The organism is Nocardia sp. NBC_00881, from assembly GCF_045207455.1.
Classification (GTDB): domain Bacteria; phylum Actinomycetota; class Actinomycetes; order Mycobacteriales; family Mycobacteriaceae; genus Nocardia.
Map to the genome: position 1 here is coordinate 4,280,045 of NZ_CP108798.1, position 19,842 is coordinate 4,299,886.

Below are 19,842 nucleotides of genomic sequence, written 5' to 3' on the forward strand. Positions count from 1 at the left end.
TCTCGCGCACCGCCCCGGTAACCGAAACGGCGCAGGCGTTGCGGAACGAGCTGGTCAGGCGTGCGAAGGATCAGCGAAGCTGCGGGGTGCGGGTGCGGAGGAGGTCCAGGGGGTCCGTGTGGATGGCGAAGCGCCCGCGCAGAGCGTGGCGGGCGGCGTGCAGGCCGTTCATACCGTGCACGCCCGGGCCGGGCGGGGTCGCTGACGAGCACAGGTAGACGCCGGGAATGGGTGTGGTGTAAGGGTTCCAGCGCACGGCGGGGCGGAAGGCGAACTGGCGCAGCGTCATCGCCCCCGCGGAGATGTCGCCGCCGACGTAGTTGGCGTTGTGCGCGGGCATCTCGGCCGCGGTGCGGACGTTCTGGGCCACGATCAGGTCGCGGAAACCTGGTGCGAAACGCTCGACCTGGGCGATCACGGCGTCGCTGACGTCGCGGGTGGAGCCGTTCGGCACGTGCGCGTAAGTATAGAAGGTGTGGCCGCCCGCTGGCGCCCTGGTCGAATCGACGACACCGGGTTGGATGGACAGCACATAGGGCCGCTCGGCGTGTTGCCCTGCGGCGACCGCGTGTTCAGCCGCCATGGCCTCGGCGCGAGTGCCGATGACGTGCACCGTTCCGGCCAGTTCGCAGCCATCGGCCCGCCACGGCACCGGACCGGACAGCGCGAAGTCGATTTTGCACGCCGCGCCACCGTAGCGGAAACGCCTCAGCCGCTCGGCATATCGCGCGGGCAGCCGGTTCCCTGAGATGCGCAGCAGTTCGGCGGGGGCAAGGTCGAGCATGATCGCGCGGGCGTCGGAGAACTCCTCCAGCGAGTCGACCCGGTGCCCGGTGTATATCCGTCCGCCGAGGCGTTCGAGTTCGGCGATCAGAGCATCGGGGATCGCCTGGCTACCTCCGCGCGGAACCACCCAGCCCCCGGCGTGGGCCAGGGTGCCGAGCAGCAGTCCGGCGCCCGCGGCGGTGATGGCGCGCGGCGGGATGATCGCGTGCGTGGCGATGCCGGTGAGCAGGGCGGGCGCGGCTTGGTCACGAAACCTGATGTCCCACAACGGCGTGCCTTGCTCCAGGGTTCGTAGCCCGAACCGGAACGCGGTGCCGAGCCCCGGCGGCATCCGGCGCAGATCCGACATGGCGAAATCGACCACGTCCGACCAGTGCCGTACCAGCGGCGCGAACAGGGAACGCCAGGCCGCGCCGTCCCGTCCGAGGCCATCGACGGTCTGCTCCAGATCCCGCCAGGCCAGTCCGGCCATACCACCGTCGAGCGGATGCGCGTAGGACACCTCCGGCGCGAGCAGCTCGACACCGTGCGCCTCGAGATCGAATGCGCGGAAGAAGGGCGAGGCCAACGCCATCGGATGCGCGCCGGCGCACACGTCGTGCCGGTATCCGGGCACGGTCAGCTCGGCTGTGCGCGATCCGCCCCCGGCCGTCGCCTCGGCTTCGTACACCTCCACCGCAAGACCGGCCCTGGCCAGGATTACCGCGGCAGCGAGCCCGTTCGGCCCGGAGCCGACCACCACCACATCAGCCATGTCCCCACGCTACCGGCCTACGACCACCTCGACGGGCGACCGGGACGCGACGAAGGCCCCGCAGATCCTGCGGGGCCTTCGTCGTCACCGTGCGGCTAAGCCGAAACCAGATTCTTGGTTTCGGGTTGCCGCGGCGGCGGTGGCGTCCCGTGGTCATCGTCGACCATGGTCCGCTCGTCGAAGGGCAGCTTGCGATCGAGCACGTCCTTCACTTGGTCCACGTTGATGGTCTTGGTCCAGGTGCCGATCAGCACCGTGGCGACCGCGTTGCCGGAGAAGTTGGTCAACGCGCGCGCTTCGGACATGAAGCGGTCGATGCCGACAATCAGACCGACACCGTCGAGCAGTTCGGGTCGATGACTCTGCAACCCGCCGGCCAGCGTCGCGAGACCCGCGCCCGTGACACCCGCCGCGCCCTTGGACGCGATGATCATGAACAGCAGCAGGCCGACCTGCTCGCCGAGGGAGAGCGGTTTGCCCATCGCGTCCGCGATGAAGATCGACGCCATGGTCAAGTAGATGGCGGTCCCGTCCAGGTTGAACGAGTACCCGGTCGGCACCACCACACCCACCGTGGTGCGCTCCACCCCCAAGTGGTCCATCTTCGCGATCAGGCGCGGCAGCGCCGACTCCGACGACGAGGTCGCGACGATCAGCAGGTACTCCCGCGCCAGATAGCGGACCAGTTTGAGGATGGACACCCGCGACACCGCCCACAGCAGCATGCCGAGCACACCGAAGACGAACACCAGGCAGGTGAGGTAGAACGCGGCCATCAGCGTGGCCAGCTTCACGACCGCGTCGAGCCCGGTCGTGCCGACCACGTTCGCGATCGCGCCGAACGCGCCGATCGGCGCGAGCCACAGGATCATCGCCAAGATCCGGAACACGAGCTTCTGGATGATCGCCACCGCACGCAGGACCGGCTCACCCGTTCGGCCCATGGCTTGGACCGCGAAACCGACCAGCAGCGCGACGAACAGCGCCTGAAGCACGTTGCCCGCGGTGAGCGAGGACAACAGCGTGGTCGGGACGATGCCCTGGATGAAGTCCCAGGTACCGCCCGCACTATGCGCCTTGTCGGCCAGATCGTGACCGGCTTTGACCTTGGTGAGGTTCAGGCCGGTACCGGGCTGCAGCAGATTGCCGACCACGATGCCGATACCGAGGGCGATGGTCGACATGATCAGGAAGTACCCGATGGCCAGGCCGCCGACCTTGCCGACGGTGGCGGCCGCGCGCACCGAGCCGATACCGAGCACGATGGTGCAGAAGATGACGGGGGCGATCATCATCTTGATCAGGTTGACGAAGATGGTCCCCAGCGGAGCGAACGACTGCCCGACATCGGGCGCCAGCCAGCCGACAAGGATGCCCCCGATCACCGCCACGATGACGGCCAGATATAGCCAATGGGTGCGGTCGTGCCGCGTTGTAATGGGGTCGCTCATCGCGTTGGGTTTCCCTTCGAGTGGTACCGAAGTGAGGTGTCTCATGCACCCCAGGCAGAATGATGACTGGCCGGGGTGATCCGGGTCACTGTTTGGTGCATTACGTTCAGCGAAGGAAGAGCTTGTGAGACGCGGTCGGCTGTCCCTGGCCGGTCAGGCATTCGCCCTCCAGCTGGTCGTACTCGCGATGATGATCGCCATCGGCGCGGTGCTCGCGGTCTTGGACGCCAGGCACGACAGCGATGTCATCACCACCCGTGAGGTCGTCGCCGTCGCGGTGACCCTCGCGGAGGCGCCGTCCACCGTCGCCGCCCTCCACACCACCGATCCGACGACGCCGCTGCAGCCGGTCACCGAGGAGATCCGGCGCGAGACCGGCATGGACTTCATCGTGGTCATGGCGCCGGATCGGACCCGCTACACGCACACCAACCCCGCGAACATCGGGCTGCCTTTCAGCGGCAACATCGATCGCGCGCTGGCCGGCGAGACGTTCACCGAGACCTTCACCGGCACCCTCGGCCCCTCCATCCGTGCGGTCACTCCCGTCTACGACGACGGGCGCGTCGTCGGCCTGGTCTCCGCCGGGGTTACCCGTTCGAAGATCGGCGACCAGGTCGCCACCCAGGTGCCGCTGATTCTCGGCGTGGCGAGCGCGGGTCTCGTGGTATCGGGGGCGGGCTCGTTCCTGCTGAGCCGCCGACTGCGGCGGCAGACCCACGGCCTCGCGCCCGACGAACTACGCGTGATGTACGAGCACCACGACGCGGTTCTGCACTCCGTCCACGAGGGTCTTGTGGTGTTCGGGCCGTCCGGCGAGCATGCGGAGGTGGTCAACGACGAGGCGCGCAGGCTGCTCGACCTGCCCTCCGGCAAGATCCGGCGCAGCGACCTTCCGCTGTCGTTGCAGCGGATGAGCTGGGGGGTCGTTCGGGACGAGATGCACGTAACCTCCGATCGGATCCTGCTGGTCAACCAGGACATCGTGACGTGGGGGGGCCGGGCGATCGGCACTGTGATGACGATCCGCGACCACACCGAATTGCGGGCGGTGATGGGCGAACTCGATACCGTGCGCGGTTTCGCGGAGTCGCTGCAGGCGCAGGCGCACGAGTCCGCCAACCGGCTGCACACCGTCGTCACCATGGTGGAGCTGGGCCGCCACCGCGAAGCCGTGGAGTTCGCCACCTCGGAACTCGAACTGTCTCAGGCACTGATCGACCGGCTGCTCGCCGCGGTGGGCGCCCCCGCACTCGCGGCACTGCTGCTCGGCAAGGTGAACCAGGCGACCGAGCGGGGCATCGAGCTGACCATCACCGAGGACACCGCGCTCGACTCGGTGGACCCGTTGTCCCCGCAGGAAACCGTCACGCTGGTCGGCAATCTCATCGACAACGCGATCGACGCCGCGGCCGGCAGTGCGTCCGGATGGGTGGAGGTCACCATGCGATATCAGGACGCCGACGCCGACGCCGATACATCGCATCGCAGTTCGGCGCTCTTCGTCCGGGTGGCCGACAGTGGTCCCGGCATGTCGGCGGAAAAGTTCGCGCGCGCCTCGCAGCGCGGCTATTCGACCAAAGCCGACCATCACGGGCTCGGCCTCGCACTGGTCCACCGTCTAGTGGCCCGCTACGGGGGAACCATTCGCACCGAACGGGATCCCGAAAGCGCGGTGACCGTGACGATTCCACGAAAGGACACAGCATGAGCGGTCAGGCCCGGAGGCGGCAGCGGAGCGTGACCACGCAGGGCCCCGCTCATGCGAGAAAGGACACGGCACGATGATCCGAGTGCTGATCGTCGAGGACGAGCCGCTCATCGCCGAGGCGCACCGCGCCTACGTGGAGCGCATCACCGGGTTCACCCCCGTCGGCATCGCCCATACCGGACGCGAGGCGATGCGCGCGGCGGCCGATGCCGCCGCCGAGGGCACGCCGGTCGATTTGGTGCTCATGGACATCGGCCTGCCGGACGCGAGCGGCCTCGATGTCGCCGCCGCGCTGACCGGCCTCGCGCCGCGCCCGGACGTCATCGCCATCACCTCCGCGCGCGACCTCGCCCTGGTGCGCACCGCCGTATCGCACGGCGTCGTGCTGTATCTGCTGAAGCCGTTCACCTTCGCCGCGTTCCGCGACAAGCTGGACCGCTACCGGGAATTCCGCACCGCGCTCCCCGCAGGCGAGTCCGCTATCTCCCAGCACGACATCGACCGGGCGCTGAGCGCACTACGCACGTCCGACCAGCGCGCCGCCACCCCGAAGGGCGTCGCGCCCCAGACGCTGGACGAGATCTCGCGCGCCGTGCGCGCCGCCGAGACCCAAGGCATGACGGCCGCCGACACCGCGACCTCGATCGGGGTCTCTCGCATCACCGCGTGGCGATACCTGGAGAAACTGGCCGACGACGGCCTGGTCGTCCGGCGCTCGGACTACGGGAGGGCGGGTCGCCCGAAGACCCGCTACGTCTGGAAGAGCGCGTCCACCGGCTGATCGGGCGCTCCGGTCAGACCACGGTCGGTTCCGGCGCCGTCGCCCGGCGTCCGAGCCGGACCGGCATCCGCTCGTAGCCGTGCAGCGTAAACAGCTCGCGGCGTTGTGGGGTGCCATCCAGCCGGAGGTCGGGAAACCGGTCGAACAGGGCCTGTAGCGCGTAGACGCCTTCCATCCTGGCGAGGCTGGCGCCGAGACAGACGTGCACGCCGCTGCTGAACGAGAGGTGGTCCTTGGCGTTCTCACGCCCGACGTCGAACCGCTCGGGATCGGAGAAGACCGCGGCGTCGCGGTTGGCGCCCGCCAGCGACAGCACCACCGTGTTGCCCTTGCGTACCCGCACGCCCTCGATCTCCATGTCGGTCAACGCGGTCCGTGCCGTCGTCTGCACCGGCGAGTCGATCCGCAGGATCTCCTCGACGGCGTTCGGCCACAACTCCGGCTCGGTGCGCAGCCGCTCCAGCTGATCGGGATGGGAGAGCAGCTGCACGACGCCGTTTCCGATGAGGTTCACCGTCGTCTCGAAACCCGCGCCCATGAGCAGGCTCGCGGACGCCTTCAGCGCGTTGTCGTCCAGCTCGCCCGCGGTGACCAAGCTGCTGAGGATGTCTTCACCAGGCTCGCGGCGCAATCGCTCGATATGCCGGTCGAGGTAGTCGTTCATCACCTCCATGGACCGCAGCGCCCTGCGGTGCGCCCGCCACGAGATGCCGAGGTCCAGCAGCGGTGTCATCCGATCGCCCCAGTCGAGGAACATCGCCTTGTCCTCGTCGGGAAAGCCGAGCATCTCGGAGATGATCGCGATCGGCACCTGCGCGGCGAACGACTCGATCAGATCGGTCGATCCGCCCGAGGGCAACGCGCCCAGCAATTCCGTGGTGACGGACTCGACCCGGTCGCGCAGCCTGCGGATAGCGCGCGGCGTGAACGCCGACGCGACCGGCTTGCGCATCAGGCTGTGCTCCGGCGGATCGATCACCAGCATCGACGGCGGTTCGACCGGATTCGGTGGCAGCGGGAAGCGCTCGGCGAGCTTCTGCATCGGCTTGGGGATGTTGAAGCTCTCGGTGGTGCGCACGCCGAATCGGTTGTCGCGCAGGATCGCACGACACAGCTCGTGGTCGAAGGTCGCCCACGAGATCGAAGTGCGGATGAACTTGCCCTTGCCACGCAGCTGCTCGATCAGCGGGTACGGGTCGGAGCAGCCGGTGGGGCCGCCGACCAGCTCGGCGAACGGGTCACCGCGGCGGGCTTGCGCGCGCAGGACGAGACGAGGCGCGCCCTGCACCGACAACCACCGAAACCAATAGTGCGGCTTCATGTTCCTCAACCCCCGTCGTTGTGCGATCGACTCCACAGTACGGAATCCGGCCGAGTTGTGGAACGTCCCCTGGTCGGATTCCGGCCTATACCGCGGTAGGAGCCGGCAAGCGCTCGTTCGCGATGCCGGGTCCTGCTCACCCCCGCTGCGCGGTAACCCGTTCCGACGCGATCCGCCGGTCACGCAGCTCCGGATCGGGATTGACCACCTGCACCAGCGAGGCGCCCGCGGCGAGCACCGCGACGTACCCGTCGATCAGCTCCGCCGGGGTCTCCCACGGTGTGCTCGACAGGACCCGGTCGCCCTCGGAGAAGCCTTGCCGCATGGCCGATTTCCTCGCCTCGGCGAGTACCTCCGCAACCGGCATACCGTCCAGCGCGACACCGGCCCCGCGGGGCAGGAACTGGTCGCCGTGCACACGCACCGCGGTGGCGAAATCGGTGATCCCGATGGGTAAGTCGCGTACCGGGGCGCCCATCGCGTCGAGCGACAGCGCGGCGACCTCGCCGACGCCATCGGCATCGTCCAGACGGTCGGGGGTCACCAGGGCCAGGTCGGCGTCCTCGTCCGGGCACAGCACCACCTCGGTACCCGCCCACCAGCAACCGAGCAGCACCGCGGCGGTCTGCCAGTGCGCGGGCAGCAGCACGGCGACCCGGGCGCCGGGACTCAGGCCGAACTCGTCGCGAATCAGATTGGCGGTCTTGGCCGCCCAGTTCGCCAGCGTCAGACCGGACAGCTCGATCCGCGCGCCGGTGGCGTCGTCGTAGTAGGTGACCCGCGGGCCCGCGGGTTCGCGGGTGAGGATCGGATCGAGTACCGCTTCGGTGAGGGTGTGGGCCTGGTCGATGTCACGCATGGTTCAATTCACGCATTTCGGTCCGTTCTGGCCTGCGTCGATCGGTGGGGCGGGCGGCACGGGCGTGGCGGAGGTCGACGTTCCGGAGAAGTCGAACACACTGCTGGCCGCCGAGCCGGGACCAGAATAGTCGCTCGCCAGCACGACGCTCACCGAACCCGCCGACAGTGTCGAATCGGCGACGACCGACAGCCCACCCAGTGCCTTCGCCACCGCCTCGGCCTTCGGGTCCGAGGCATCGGCGGCGAGCACCCGGCTGCCCGTGACACTCCGACCGGTGTAGTTGGTCACCACACCTTCGCGAAAACCCTTGGCGTTCAGAGCCTGCGCCACCTGAGCCGCGAGCCCGCCGACGCCGCCGGCGTTGTAGACGCTGACGGTCACCGTCGCCGGATCGATCCCGAGGCCGGAGTTCTGCGCGGATTCACCGTCGGCGACCAGCCCGGCGATGTAGGACTTGACCGCCTTGGGATCCACCTTCACCACCGACTCGCCACTGCTGGACTCGCCGTTGAGATCCTTGACCGGGATGGTCTCGAACTTCACCTGCCCGCCGGACAGATCCTCGAGCTGCTGCAGGAACGCGACGACATCCCACGCGTCGTCCAGCACGACCGTCCGCCCCACCGCGTCGCTGAGCTGCTTCAGCCTGCCCGGATTCCCCAGCGTCTTCGCGCTGAGCACCTGCCGCACCAGCTGTGCCATGAACACCTGTTGGCGCACGATGCGGTCGAGGTCGCCGCGCAACAGATCGTGTCGCTGGCGCACGAAGCTCAGCGCCTGCGGCCCGTCCAGGCGCTGGCGGCCCGCTGGGAAGTCGGCGCCGGACATCCATTCGTCGACCGGCTGGTTCAGGCACACCTCGACGCCGCCGACGGCATCGGTGAGCAGCACGAAGCCGAGCAGACTCACCTCGGCGTAGTGGTCGACGGTGATGCCGGTCAGGTTGGCCACGGTTTTGATCAGCGCCTGTCTGCCCGCCTTCGTGGACCGCTGCTCCGCGTCGGCCTCGGAGACGCTCTGGTCGAGCAGCTTGGTCTGCTGCGTCGCCTTGGTCACCCCGTAGGCCGAGTTGATCTTGCCCATGCCGATACCGGGAATGTCGACGTAGGAGTCGCGCGGAAGGGAGATGGCGGTCGCGGAGCGGCCGTCGTTCGGCACGCGCAGCAGCACGATGGTGTCGGTGTTGGTGCCGACCTCGTCGCCGGCGTGCAGCATGGCACGCTCTCCGTCCGACAGCGGGTTGCCGTGCGCGTCGGCGCGACTGTCCACACCGACCAGCAGGATGTCCACCGCGCCGTCGCGGCCACCGCCGAGACCGAGGTCGCCGATGCGCTGGATGCCGGCGACCAGCGAGTCGACGCTGCGCCAGGCGAAACCGGTGAGCACGAGCACAAGCACGGAGGTGACCGCGACGACGAGACGTAGTGGCCCCAACGACTGCGCGCCTGCCCCGGTCGACCGCGACGGGATCGATGTGCCCCTCCGCTGCGACAACTCTGCATCCTCCTCGCCGAAAGTTGGTGTCCTCGCGTCGCTTGCGCAATTGCCCCGGCACCCCGGTTCCCACCCCGCCCCGCCCGGTCCGGGAAGCACCCGATGCTCCAAGGCTAACGAACGGTTACCGGGAAGGACCTCAACCACCGGTATGACGGCGTGCCAGACTTGCGCCGTGACCGCCCCTACCGCGCCCGACTCCGCCGTATCCGCACACCTCGTCGTCACCGGGGCGCGCGGCCAGGTAGGCCGGGAACTGCTGCGTCTCGCTCCGGCTGCCCGCGGCTACGGACGCGCCGAACTGGACATCACCGATCCCTCCGCGGTACGCGCGGTGCTCGCACCGGGTGACGTGGTGGTGAACTGCGCCGCCTACACCGCCGTCGACCGCGCCGAAACCGACATCGAGGCGGCGTACGCGGGGAACGAGACGGGACCCGCCGTGCTGGCCGCCGCCTGCGCCGACGTCGGCGCCCGCCTGATCCACCTGTCCACCGACTACGTCTTTCCAGGTACCCACGATCGGCCGTACGACACCACCGATCCGACCGGGCCCGCAACCGTCTACGGCAAGTCCAAGCTTGCGGGCGAACAGGCGCTGCTCGCGCGATGCCCTGACGCGCACGTGGTGCGCACCGCGTGGGTATATGCCGGGCGCGGCGGCGATTTCGTCGCGACGATGCTTCGTCTCGAACAGGAACGTGACACCGTCGACGTGGTCGAGGACCAACTCGGCTCGCCAACCTACGCCGGCGATTTGGCCACGGCCCTGCTGGAACTGGCGGGACGACCGGACGCGCCACATGTGCTGCACGCCACCAACGCGGGGCAGGCCAGTTGGTTCGAACTCGCTCGCGCGGTGTTCGCCGGGATCGGCGCCGACCCCGGGCGCGTCCGCCCGTGCGACTCGTCGGCATATCCGAGACCGGCACGGCGCCCGGCATATTCGGTGCTGTCGCCTCGTTCCTGGAACGAGGCCGGGCTGACCCCGCTGCGCGATTGGCGGACGGCACTGGGGGACGCGCTGGTGCGGGTGTCCGACTAGGGTTGGCAACTGTGAGTGAGCGCAGCGAGCGAACCGAAGACACAGCAGCTTCTGATTCCGTCACCCCCGCGGGCATCGCCGTCGTCACGGTGACCTATTCGCCGGGTGAGCACCTCGAGCACTTCATCACTACCCTAGCCGCGGCGACCACCGAGAAACCACAGGTGATCCTCGCCGACAACGGGTCGGTGGACGGCGTGCCGGAGCTGGTCACCGAGGCCAATTCACACGTGCGGCTGTTGCGCACCGGCGGAAACATCGGCTACGGCGGCGCGATCAACCGAGCGGTCGCGGAGATCGATCCGGACATCGAGTTCATCGTGATCGCCAATCCGGATATCCGCTGGAGCACCGACTCCATCGACAAGCTTCTTGCCGCCGCCAAGCGCTGGCCGCGAGCGGGCGCGCTCGGCCCGATGGTGCGGGAGCCGGACGGCAGTGTGTACCCATCCGCCCGCCGGGTGCCCGGGCTACTCGACGGCGCCGGGCACGCGATCCTCGGCACGGTGTGGAAGTCCAATCCGTGGAGCCGCCGGTACCGGCAGGAAAACGAGGAGATCTCCGAGCGGGCCGTTGGCTGGCTGTCCGGGTCGTGCCTGCTGGTGCGGCGCGCGGCCTTCGACTCGATCGACGGCTTCGACTCGCGCTACTTCATGTACATGGAAGACGTCGACTTCGGCGACCGCATGGGCAAGGCGGGCTGGCATAACGTGTTCGTGCCGGACGCCGAGGTCACCCACGCCAAGGGCCACGCGGCGGGCCGCCATCCCGAGGTGATGCTCCCCGCGCACCACGCCAGCGCCTACCGTTTCCAGGCCGACCGGCATCCGCACTGGTGGCAGGCGCCCTTGCGGCTGGCGTTGCGGACCGGACTTGCGGTCCGCTCACGGATTGCGGTTCGATCTGCCCTGCGCCAACAGGCGCAGAGCGCCGGGTAACCGACGCATAAGAGAGCGCAGCGAGCGAATAAGCACCGCAGCGCCGCGCATCGCGCATGACGGAGCCGAGCGCCGGCGAGGCGCTGGCTGAGCGGATAACGACCCACTGTGAACAGGGGAAGCTTGATGGCAGGAAATGCAGGCACCGACGCCGTGATCCTGGTCGGCGGCCAGGGGACGCGGCTGCGTCCGCTGACCCTTTCGGCACCCAAGCCGATGCTGCCGACTGCCGGGCTGCCGTTCCTGACCCATCTGCTCGCCCGCATCGCGGAGGCCGGGATCACGCACGTCGTACTGGGCACCTCGTTCAAGGCGGAGGTGTTCGAGGAGCACTTCGGCGACGGGGCCGATCTCGGGCTGGAACTCGAGTACGTCACCGAGACCGAGCCGCTCGGCACCGGCGGCGGCATCCGGAACGTGCTCTCCAAGCTGCGGGCGGACAACGTGATGGTGTTCAACGGTGACGTGCTCGGCGGCACCGACCTCGGCGCGGTGCTGGACACGCATGAGTCGACCAACGCGGACGTGACGCTGCACCTGGTCCGGGTGAGCGATCCGCGCGCGTTCGGGTGCGTGCCGACCGACGAGAACGGCCGGGTCACCGCCTTCCTGGAGAAGACCCAGGATCCGCCGACCGACCAGATCAACGCAGGGTGCTACGTCTTCCGCCGCGAGTACATCGAGAAGATCCCGGCCGGGCGCCCGGTCTCGGTGGAACGCGAGGTATTCCCGTCGCTGCTCGCCGAGGGCGCCCGCGTCCAGGGCCACGTCGACGCCTCCTATTGGCGCGACATGGGCACCCCCGAGGACTTCGTCCGCGGCTCCGCGGACCTGGTGCGCGGTATCGCACCCTCCCCCGCCCTACCTGGTCAGCGCGGCGAATCGCTGGTCCATCCGGGTGCGGGCGTCGCGCCAGGAGCGTTGCTCATCGGCGGCACGGTCGTCGGTCGCGGCGCCGAGATCGGCGCGGGCGCGCGACTGGACGGCGCGGTCGTCTTCGACGGCGCCGTGATCGAAGCGGGCGCCACGGTCGAACGCACCATCATCGGCTTCGGCGCGCGCATCGGCCCGCGCGCGCTCGTCCGCGACGGCGTCATCGGCGACGGCGCCAACATCGGCGCACGCTGCGAGCTGCTGCGCGGCGCCCGAGTCTGGCCTGGTGTCGTGATTCCCGACGGCGGTATCCGCTTCTCGACAGACGTGTAGAAGTACTCGCCAGAAACGCCGAGAACCCGTCCGCATCCGCAGCGAACGCTAGCACGCCGGGGCCTACCACGACCAAAAGCCGCGTGTTCTATCGAACAGGTGAACCTGGGTGGTCAGCGCGCTGCGCGGACCACCCGCCGCCAGGATCACCGCGCGATGCGGAAGAACTCGCGCAGGTCGCCGACGAGTAGGTCGGGCACCTCCATCGCAGGGAAGTGGCCGCCCCGGTCGAACTCCGACCAGTGGTCGACGGTGCTCGCTGGGTCGGCGAGGGCTCGGATCGTCATATCCGCCGCGAACACCGCGATCGCCTGCGGCGGTGCCGACACGGACGGCCAGCCGGCCTGATCGTCGCCGGCCTGGCCGTCGGCGATCGCGCGGTAGACGCGCATACCCTCGTAGACAGTGTTGGCCGAGGACGCGCCGGAACCGGTAAACCAGTAGACGCTCACGTTGGTGAGCAATTGGTCGCGGTCCACCGCGTCCTCGGGCAGCTCGGCGGCCGGATCGGTCCACTCCTTGATCTTCTCCACGATCCACGCCAACTGTCCGATCGGCGAATCGGTCAGGGAGTAGGCGAGGGTCTGCGGCCGGGTGGACTGCAGGTGCAGATAGCCGAGACCATCCTCGCAGGCGGCGTTGAACCGCTCGGCGCGCGCTCGGTCGGTGTCAGACAAGCCGTCCAGCTCGAGGGGCGGACCGAACGGATACGGCGCTGGACCATTGAGGTGGGTGGCGACCACGCGGCCGGGGGCGGCCGTGGGCAGCAACATGGCCACCCCGCCGCCGACGTCACCGCCCTGCGCGGCGAACCGCTGGTAGCCGAGCCGACTCATCAGCTCTCCGAATGCCGCGGCCACCCGGAACAGGTTGCCCCAGCCCGGTTCCCGTACCGGGTTGGAGAACCCGAAGCCGGGGAGCGACGGGATCACGACATGGAACGCGTCCGCCGGATCACCGCCGTGCGCGCGGGGATCGGTGAGCGGTCCGATCACGTCCAGGAAGTCCACGAACGAGCCTGGCCAGCCATGGCACAGGAGCAGCGGCAGCGCATCCGGCTCGGGCGAGCGGACGTGCAGGAAGTGGATGTCCTGGCGGTCGATCGTCGTCACGAACTGTGGATGCTCGTTCAGCGTTTTCTCCTGGGCCCGCCAGTCGAAACTGTTCGCCCAGTAGTCGGTCAACTCCTTTAGGTAGTCCACAGGAACGCCGCGTTCCCAACCAGTTCCGGAGATCTGCCGGGGCCAGCGGGCGCGGGTAAGGCGATCGCGTAGGTCGTCCAACTCGGCCTGCGGGATGTCGACGCGGAACGGGCGGATGTCGGTGTTGTTGTTCATGCCGAGAACGGTAGGAGCGATACAGGAACATTCTGTTCCTGTATCCGGGCAGACTTGAAAACATGTTGGACAGGGCACAACGACTGCTGCGGCTGCTCTCCCTACTACAGACGCCACGGGACTGGACCGGGCCGGAGCTTGCTGAGCGCCTCGGCGTCACCGCGCGCACCGTGCGCAACGATGTGGAACGCCTGCGCGGTCTCGGCTATCCGGTGCACGGGATCAGGGGCGTCGCCGGCGGCTACCGGCTCGGGGCCGGCGCGGAGCTGCCGCCATTGCTGCTCGACGACGACGAAGCGGTCGCCGTCGCGGTCGGGCTGCGGGTCGGTGCCGCACAAGGCGCGATCACCGGCATCGAGGAGGCCGCCCTGCGTGCCCTGGCCAAGCTCGAACAGATGCTGCCGTCGCGGCTTCGCCGGCGTGTCAACGGCTTGCATGCATACCTCGTCCCGCTTCCGCACGTCGGTCCCACCGTGGACGCCGATACGCTCACCGCGATCGCGGCAGCCTCCCGCTATCACGAGCGGCTCCGGTTCGACTACGTCAGCCACGACGAATCCTCCAGTCGCCGCGAGATCGAGCCGCACCGGCTCGCGCACAACCGGGGCCGCTGGTACCTCGTCGGATGGGACGTCGCGCAGTCCGACTGGCGCACGTTCCGGGTGGACCGGATGCGGTTGCGGACGCCGAACGGGCCGCGGTTCACTTCGCGCGAGAATCCCAGCGGCGACCTCGTCGGCTACATCGCCACCGGCCTGGCCACCGCCACCTGGAAGTGCCGGACCCAGGTGACGGTGCGCGCACCAGCCGAGCACGTACGCAACCGGCTACCGCCAGGCATCACGGTGGAACCCTTGGGCGACAATGCCTGCGTGGCCGAGGTCGGCTCGAACACACCGCAGATGCTGGCCAGCTACCTCGGCATGCTCGACGCGGACTTCGAAGTCACCGAGCCACCCGAGCTCGTCGCGGCGATCCGCGCGCTGGCCGACCGCTACAGGCAGGCGGTTTCGGAAGGAACCGCTTGTAGCGCATCGCCGGATAGTACGCCGCCCGGTATCGAATCGTCGGCCGACCAACCCGACCAACCCGACGAACCTGTGTGGTCACCGCACTAGCCACCGAAACGCCGAGTGGCCCTGTCCGCCACCCGTTCTGTGCGGGCCGCTGCCCGCGCGGTGACATATGCCGCGCCGGTGAAAAGGACGTTTCGTATCTCGGCCATGCCGACCGTGTGGGCAGTCGAGTAGGTACTCCAGGATTCTGGCCACGGACCAGCGGCGAGGTCAGACGCTGATCTAGAGAACACCACCGACCTCGAGAGCCGGATCATTTCCCAACTCGGTTCAGCTCAACGGCCGCATTCGCGATCATTTCAAGCTGGTGGTCGGCGCCAGCCTTCCACAACTCTCGGATTGCGTTTCGCGGTTCAGATGTTGAAAGATCTTGATCAGCAGCACTTCAGGACATGACGGTCATAATCGCCACTATGCCCGATGATCGCCTCTCCATGGCCGATACCAGCCCGTATTTCCGGGGCTGCCACAGAGACCAGGACGCGGCGGAAGATAAGGACACGGATGAACATCAACACCGAACGTCTTGCGCGGATCACCGCGGTGACCGGCGCTGCGCTTCTGTTCGGTGCGGGTACCGCCGCCGCCGACGACTGGCCTTCGAACGGCGGCGGCGCGTTCGAGGTTTATGAGACCGAGAATTTCGCCGTCCCGAGCGACCCCGACTACTGGAATCCGCTTTCCGACCGGCACCGGCTGACCTCGCCCTTCGGCACGAGCACCCGCATCGTGTGCACCAGCTTCCATGGCGTCCAGCAGGATTGCTGGCAAGCAGACCGCGACGGCAACCCACACAAGCTCAACACGACCCCACTCGACATGCCATATGCCGGTTCCAGCAAAACCGGCAACTTCGGGCCCCGCCATTACGTCTATCCGGGCTGATACCACCGGTTCGCCACATGCTCCGGTGCTGGTCACCATCCTCAGCGATACATGGCTGCGTTCAGCGCCGCGGCGAGTAAGTGCCTCAGGCGTCTCTTCCGATCGACTTCGTGGGGGGATGTACATCTCAGCGTTTTCCCGCACGGAATTCGATTCGACTACATCGCTTGTGTCACAGCAGCATTCATATTCATCCAGGAGTGGAGAACCGGGTTACCACGATGCGGTCGAGATCATCCACGACAACGATCGAGACCTCCCCGGACTACCGAACGAGCAGCTCTATCCCAGCCGTGATATCCGCTGCTGACAGAACGGACGACGTCGCGGCGGCGTCCTAACTGAACCCCACCGCCTGTTCGCCCCAAGCGCTGTGCAATTCGCGGTCGGGGTCGTCCACCACTCGGTCCGCGGTGTCGATGACCAGGGTGGTTCGGGCGGCCAGGCGGTAGGGGGGCCAGTGCTTGGAACCGTCGAGCGCGGCCGGAACGCCGTGTGCCGCGAAGGCGAGCCAGCGGCGCATTATGCGACCGGACACTTCCATCGCCACCTTGCGTCCGCCGAGCCAGAAGGTCGGGTCGTGGTTGAAGGTACCGAAATTGCCGAACACATAAGGCAATTCGGTGGCGTGCCCCGCGCCGACCCGGGCCGCCCGTAACATCGGGGTCGCATAGTCGAAGCGGTACATCCAGGTCGGTGAGTGCTGGGCATGCGCGTCGGCCACCCAGTGCGCGGGCATCCGGAAGGCAGCGTCGGTGGACATGGCCATCGCGCCGCGGGTCTTGGTGAGATCCGGGTAGGCCGACGTGATTTCGGCGATCCGCTCCGGCGACATCTCCGGGTGGTTGGCCGCGACGTCACGAAGCATCGCGTTTACCGCGTCCGGGGTCACCGGCATGATCGGCGAACGGAACACCCGGAACAGCGACGCCTCGTCCTTGTTGGTGCCGATGATCAGCGGCACCCGGTGCGAGCGGCCGTGCTGGAACCGGTCGATCGGGTAGGTCGACAGCAGGTCGCCGTCGACCACCGGCGCGGCGGCCAGCCTGCCCGGCTCCTTCAGCGGGATCTCGTCGAGCAGCACGCCCGCCGCCGCGACGATCCGGTCGAGGGGGCATTCCAACAGTTCCTTGGCACGAGACGCCGGCAGCTCCATCAGCTCGAGGAAGCGCCACGCCACCGTCGCCGCCCGCTCCTGCCCGAACACCGTCGTCGCGGGCGGGCTCTGCGCGATCGCCTTGTGGAACAGGCCGGTGGCGCGCGGCGAGGTCAGCAGCGCGGTGACGCAGCCGGCGCCGGAAGACTCGCCGAACAAGGTGACATTGCCGGGATCGCCGCCGAACGCGGCGATGTTGTCGCGCACCCACTCCAGCGCGGCGATCTGGTCGTGCAGGCCGAGGTTGGGCACGAAGTCGTCGCCGAGCGAGGACAGATCGAGGAAGCCGAGCGCGCCGAGCCGGTAGTTCACCCCGACCACCACGACGTCGCCGGTAGCGGCTAGCTTGCGCCCGTCGTAGATCTCCTGCGCTGCGGTGCCGAGGCAGTACGCACCGCCGTGCAGCCAGACCATGACCGGTCGAGACTCACCGGTTTCCGCGCCGCCCCCCGGGGCGCCGATGTCGTGCTGTGGCGACCAAACGTTCAGCCAGAGACAGTCCTCGCCCATCTTCAGATGCGAATCGACCGGCACCATGTTGCCCATCGTCTGCGGTGCGATCTGGCCGTAGGCGGTGCAGTCGCGCACGCCCGCCCAGGACGGTGGCGGCTGCGGCGGCGCGAATCGGGCGGTTCCGGTCGGGGCGGCCGCGTAGGGGATACTGCGCCAGACCAGAACCGATCCTTGGCGCATGCCGCGCACATCACCGTACGACGTGTGGACGATCGGCTCGGCAAGGTCATCGGGACCGGGCGCCGTCTCGAAGAACTGAGCGCTCATCTCAGACCTCCTCATACTTCTTTCTCGAGAGTACGTCGAAGATCAGTACGACAACGTTTCGATGCCGAGACATTGCTGCGTCGGATCACATTCGTCCGCTGTTCAGGCCAGTCCTGGAGCCATCGTGTCGAATCGGTCACGTAGCGAGGTCAGGCCGCAATCGTTCTGATAACTGCCCAAGGTGCAACAACCGGGCCCGCCGCTCCATTTCCGTTACTACCGAAACCTGGAACCCAATCCGGACCCGTGGCCGTTCTACGCCTCGAGCCGGATAGGTACTCGATGTCCAGAACGCGCAGCGCCCCGGTTTCAGGCCCACGGGTCGATGACGGGCACTCCAGCAGCCCGGAACGGTGTGGTGTCGCGGGTGGCCACGGCCATCTTCGCGGCGGCCGCCGTCGCCGCGATGTAGCCGTCGGAGGTACCGATCGCGGCCCCGGTAGCGCGGGCGGTGGCCATGAGTTCGGCGTAGGCGGCGGAGGCGGTCATGTCGAAGACGAGCACGCGCCCGGCGAACAAGGGCAGCACGCGGGTTTCGACCCTGTCGCGCAACGTATCTCGCCGCCTGCCCGCGGGCATGGCAGCAATGCCGAACCGCAATTCGGCCACGGTGATGGCCGAAAGGTACAGGGCGTGCAGGGGCTGGGCGTCGATCCAGGCGACCACCTGGGAGTCAGGTGCCTTACGCAGCGGTTCGGAGATGACGTTGGTGTCGAGAACGATCACTCGAACTCCAGGGGGACGGCAGGACTGCGGTCGCGGGCGGAGAGCACGGCGACCTCGTCGTCAGTGAGTTCGACCTCCCTGCCGATCTCGACCAGCAACGTCCCGAGCTTGACCTGCGCCGCGGGCGTGACGGTCTCGATGAGGATCGCCCGGACCTCCGCCTCGGTGCTGCGGCCGTGCTGGGCCGCGCGTACGCGCAGTGCCTCGCGTACCTCGTCGGGGAGATCCCGGACGGTCAGTCTGGCCATGTGCACTCGCCCTTCTCAATTGACGCTATTGGCGTCAATGACTTCATTGCCTTCAAGGCTAGAACAGCGGTGCGCTCCCAGCAAGCCCGCCTTTTCGAAGTCGACAAGCTCGATGGATGGGTTACCGGTGTCCGGAACGACGAACCAGGGCCTGGCCGGTACCGCAGGCCGATCCGAACCGCCCGGCGGCGCGGTCCTACACTGGGCGAATGCCGAGTTACAGCTATCGGTGCCGCAGCTGCGGCGACACCTTCGAGATGACCCGTCCGATGGCGGAGTCGTCGGCGCCCGCGACCTGCCCCGGCGGGCACGACGACACGGTCAAACTGCTGACCACCTTCGCCACGGTCACCAGGGGCGGCGGCAGCGCGACTGCGCCGAGCCCCGCGCCGCGTCCAGCGGGTGGCGGCTGCTGCGGTGGCGGCTGCTGCGGCTGACTCCGCTTGGGCCGGCCCGGGTTTCAGTCGCGCCGGTCGGCGTGGCCGAGGTCGCGCCCAGGGGCGACCCGGTCGCGCACCCGCTGCTTGAGCACCGCGATATCGGGGAACCCACCGTCGGCTTTGCGCTCCCAGATCTGCTCACCGTCGACAGTGATCCGGAAGACGCCGCCCGACCCAGGAATGAGCGCGACCTCGCCCAGCTCGGTAGCGAAAGTGCTCAGCAGCTCCTGCGCCATCCAGCTCGCGCGCAGCAGCCAGCGGCATTGGGTGCAGTACTCGATCGCGACGCGTGCCATGCCCGCTGACGCTACCGGTCAGGCCTTGTGCGTGCCGTCCAGGTAGACCCACGCGCCCTCGAACCGGGCGAATCTGCTCACCTCGTGCAATGCGCCGCGACCGTCCGCGTCCCGGTAGTGCGCGACGAACTCCACGGTGCCGGTGTCATCGAACAGGCCACCGCGTTCGGTCGCGCGAATCTCCAGGAACAGCCAGCGCTGCGCCGGATCGAGCACCACTTCCGGCGGACGGGTGCGCGGATGCCAGGACCGCAGCAGGTAATCCACGTCCGCCACCGCGAACGCGGTGTAGCGCGACCGCATCAGCGCCGCCGCCGTCGCCGCCGCGCGTTCCCCGCGCAGCACCGGGCCGCAGCAGTCGTCGAATGTCCCGCCCTGCCCACACGGGCACCTGAGCTCACTCATGCCACCGATCTTGCCGCCGGACGAACAACGCAGCTCCCCCGGGCTCGCCCATACCCAGGCAAACCTGAAAAAGAGAACCGAATTCCGTTCGCTCACAGCGTAATTCGCTGACGGTGAACGTCCATTCCGGTACGCTCAGCAAAC

At 68.2% G+C, this 19,842-nt stretch carries 19 protein-coding genes; 8 read left to right on the plus strand and 11 right to left on the minus strand.

Features of this window, described 5'->3' with window-relative positions:
• Positions 1–70 precede the first annotated feature (70 nt).
• Positions 71–1,540 carry a phytoene desaturase family protein gene (locus OH799_RS17915; RefSeq protein WP_406265199.1) on the minus strand — a complete coding sequence of 490 codons (1,470 nt, stop codon included), beginning with the start codon at positions 1,538–1,540 and terminating at the stop codon, positions 71–73.
• 95 nt (positions 1,541–1,635) lie between these two features.
• Positions 1,636–2,991 carry a cation:dicarboxylate symporter family transporter gene (locus OH799_RS17920; protein ID WP_406265202.1) on the minus strand — a complete coding sequence of 452 codons (1,356 nt, stop codon included), beginning with the start codon at positions 2,989–2,991 and terminating at the stop codon, positions 1,636–1,638.
• Positions 2,992–3,130: 139 nt separating this feature from the next.
• Here OH799_RS17920 and OH799_RS17925 point away from each other — a divergent pair, with 139 nt between their 5' ends.
• Entirely contained in the window at positions 3,131–4,702 is a 1,572-nt protein-coding gene (locus tag OH799_RS17925; protein WP_406282232.1) for an ATP-binding protein, read from the plus strand.
• A gap of 73 nt (positions 4,703–4,775) precedes the next feature.
• The gene (locus tag OH799_RS17930; protein ID WP_357267054.1) at positions 4,776–5,483 is read left to right on the plus strand and encodes a response regulator; all 708 of its coding nucleotides are present in this window, start codon (positions 4,776–4,778) and stop codon (positions 5,481–5,483) included.
• A 13-nt stretch (positions 5,484–5,496) separates the two neighbouring features.
• Here OH799_RS17930 and OH799_RS17935 read toward each other — a convergent pair whose 3' ends face one another.
• From OH799_RS17935 to OH799_RS17945, 3 genes are all read right to left on the minus strand, one after another.
• Positions 5,497–6,804: a cytochrome P450 gene (locus tag OH799_RS17935; protein WP_406265205.1), complete on the minus strand. Its 1,308-nt coding sequence runs from the start codon at positions 6,802–6,804 to the stop codon at positions 5,497–5,499.
• A 136-nt stretch (positions 6,805–6,940) separates the two neighbouring features.
• Positions 6,941–7,663, minus strand: coding sequence for a TIGR03089 family protein (locus tag OH799_RS17940; RefSeq protein ID WP_406265208.1), 723 nt, complete (start codon positions 7,661–7,663; stop codon positions 6,941–6,943).
• A gap of 3 nt (positions 7,664–7,666) precedes the next feature.
• Positions 7,667–9,136: an LCP family protein gene (locus OH799_RS17945; protein ID WP_406282235.1), complete on the minus strand. Its 1,470-nt coding sequence runs from the start codon at positions 9,134–9,136 to the stop codon at positions 7,667–7,669.
• Positions 9,137–9,311: 175 nt separating this feature from the next.
• Between OH799_RS17945 and rfbD the strand changes: the two genes are divergently transcribed.
• From rfbD to OH799_RS17960, 3 genes are all read left to right on the plus strand, one after another.
• Positions 9,312–10,205: a dTDP-4-dehydrorhamnose reductase gene (gene rfbD, locus OH799_RS17950; RefSeq protein WP_406265211.1), complete on the plus strand. Its 894-nt coding sequence runs from the start codon at positions 9,312–9,314 to the stop codon at positions 10,203–10,205.
• 74 nt (positions 10,206–10,279) lie between these two features.
• Entirely contained in the window at positions 10,280–11,143 is an 864-nt protein-coding gene (locus tag OH799_RS17955) for a glycosyltransferase family 2 protein (RefSeq protein WP_406282238.1), read from the plus strand.
• A 126-nt stretch (positions 11,144–11,269) separates the two neighbouring features.
• Positions 11,270–12,349, plus strand: a complete 1,080-nt coding sequence (locus OH799_RS17960; RefSeq protein WP_406265214.1) for a sugar phosphate nucleotidyltransferase — start codon at positions 11,270–11,272, stop codon at positions 12,347–12,349.
• A gap of 146 nt (positions 12,350–12,495) precedes the next feature.
• Here the strand turns inward: OH799_RS17960 and OH799_RS17965 are convergent, their stop codons facing one another.
• Positions 12,496–13,686 carry an epoxide hydrolase family protein gene (locus tag OH799_RS17965; RefSeq protein WP_406265217.1) on the minus strand — a complete coding sequence of 397 codons (1,191 nt, stop codon included), beginning with the start codon at positions 13,684–13,686 and terminating at the stop codon, positions 12,496–12,498.
• A gap of 62 nt (positions 13,687–13,748) precedes the next feature.
• Between OH799_RS17965 and OH799_RS17970 the strand changes: the two genes are divergently transcribed.
• Complete coding sequence (locus OH799_RS17970; protein WP_406265219.1) at positions 13,749–14,804, plus strand: helix-turn-helix transcriptional regulator; 1,056 nt, start codon at positions 13,749–13,751, stop codon at positions 14,802–14,804.
• Between the two features lie 462 nt (positions 14,805–15,266).
• Positions 15,267–15,647, plus strand: a complete 381-nt coding sequence (locus OH799_RS17975; RefSeq protein ID WP_406265221.1) for a hypothetical protein — start codon at positions 15,267–15,269, stop codon at positions 15,645–15,647.
• Positions 15,648–15,984: 337 nt separating this feature from the next.
• Here the strand turns inward: OH799_RS17975 and OH799_RS17980 are convergent, their stop codons facing one another.
• The 3 genes from OH799_RS17980 to OH799_RS17990 all read right to left on the minus strand — a co-directional run bounded on the left by OH799_RS17980 (position 15,985) and on the right by OH799_RS17990 (position 18,557).
• Positions 15,985–17,583, minus strand: coding sequence for a carboxylesterase/lipase family protein (locus OH799_RS17980; RefSeq protein ID WP_406265224.1), 1,599 nt, complete (start codon positions 17,581–17,583; stop codon positions 15,985–15,987).
• Between the two features lie 309 nt (positions 17,584–17,892).
• A complete protein-coding gene (locus OH799_RS17985) occupies positions 17,893–18,309 on the minus strand; it encodes a type II toxin-antitoxin system VapC family toxin (RefSeq protein WP_406265227.1) in 417 nt (138 codons plus the stop codon).
• On the minus strand, positions 18,306–18,557 hold the full coding sequence (locus OH799_RS17990) for a FitA-like ribbon-helix-helix domain-containing protein (RefSeq protein WP_357267083.1): 252 nt from the start codon (positions 18,555–18,557) through the stop codon (positions 18,306–18,308). The genes OH799_RS17985 and OH799_RS17990 overlap by 4 nt, the downstream gene beginning before the upstream one ends.
• A 209-nt stretch (positions 18,558–18,766) precedes the next feature.
• Here OH799_RS17990 and OH799_RS17995 point away from each other — a divergent pair, with 209 nt between their 5' ends.
• A complete protein-coding gene (locus OH799_RS17995) occupies positions 18,767–18,994 on the plus strand; it encodes a zinc ribbon domain-containing protein (protein ID WP_406265231.1) in 228 nt (75 codons plus the stop codon).
• A gap of 23 nt (positions 18,995–19,017) precedes the next feature.
• Here OH799_RS17995 and OH799_RS18000 read toward each other — a convergent pair whose 3' ends face one another.
• Together OH799_RS18000 and OH799_RS18005 are read right to left on the minus strand one after the other, a co-directional pair.
• Positions 19,018–19,293, minus strand: a complete 276-nt coding sequence (locus OH799_RS18000) for a SelT/SelW/SelH family protein (protein WP_406265234.1) — start codon at positions 19,291–19,293, stop codon at positions 19,018–19,020.
• A gap of 18 nt (positions 19,294–19,311) precedes the next feature.
• Positions 19,312–19,698 (minus strand): YchJ family protein, encoded by a 387-nt coding sequence (locus OH799_RS18005; RefSeq protein ID WP_406265238.1) that lies wholly within the window; start codon positions 19,696–19,698, stop codon positions 19,312–19,314.
• Between the last annotated feature and the right edge of the window lie 144 nt (positions 19,699–19,842).